The sequence below is a fragment of the Streptococcus suis genome, from assembly GCF_002964045.1.
In the GTDB taxonomy this organism is placed as follows: Bacteria; Bacillota; Bacilli; order Lactobacillales; family Streptococcaceae; genus Streptococcus; species Streptococcus suis_U.
The window spans coordinates 1-771 of the sequence record NZ_POPB01000308.1 but is presented as its reverse complement, the minus strand read 5'-3'; the positions used below and the strand labels follow the sequence as shown (position 1 = coordinate 771).

General features: G+C 44.9%; 1 pseudogene. It reads right to left on the bottom strand.

The features are described from left to right. Positions 1-755, bottom strand: a pseudogene (locus tag C1E99_RS04795) (IS66-like element short variant transposase); the annotation flags it as partial. Positions 756-771: the final 16 nt, after the last annotated feature.

Below are 771 nucleotides of genomic sequence, written 5' to 3'. Positions count from 1 at the left end.
CGATAAGCACTCCACATGTCACAATGAACGTAGCCCGCATAATCCCCTAGAAATTCCTCCACAACCAAGCCACTCCGTCGTTTGTCATGATGATAAAGGGTAATTCCATTTTTCTCCTGCTTCCCAGACAAGAAGGTCCAGTAGAAGGTCAACTGGCTATCATTTTCCAAGACCTTGTAGGAGGTTTCATCCGCATGAAGAATAGGTTGCTCCAACAATTTCTCGTGCAACAGGTTATAAATCGGCTCGAAATAATACTGACTAGACTTGATGTGCCAGTTAGCTATTTCCTTCCGACTTATTGGCAGGCCAAGCTTATGCCAGTCCTCTTCCTGACGGTAATTTGGCACCTTTAGATTGAATTTCTGGTGAATAGTGTGGGCAATGATAGAAGCTGAACCCAAGCTGTGTGCCAGAGGTGCCTTAGGAACAGGAGCCTTGATAATCTTATCGCTCAGATTCTTCTGACTACATGCCTGACACTTGTAAGCGTGTTGAACATGGTCAATCCGCTTTAATTGTGCAGGAATGAAGACCAACTCTTGTCGTTGAACAGTTGAACCAATCTCCTTCAATTGACCATGACAGTCTGGACAGGTACAATCTTCGCCCTGCAATTCGTGATGAACAATCTCTGGAGTGAACTGACTAAAAATAGCCTGACGAATACCCTTAGCTTTCTTGCGTTTATAGGTGATGGTCTCTGTTTCAACTGGGTATGTCAGCTTCTTCTTCAGGGAGACTTTCCTCCCCAAACAAGCTCAGCTGACC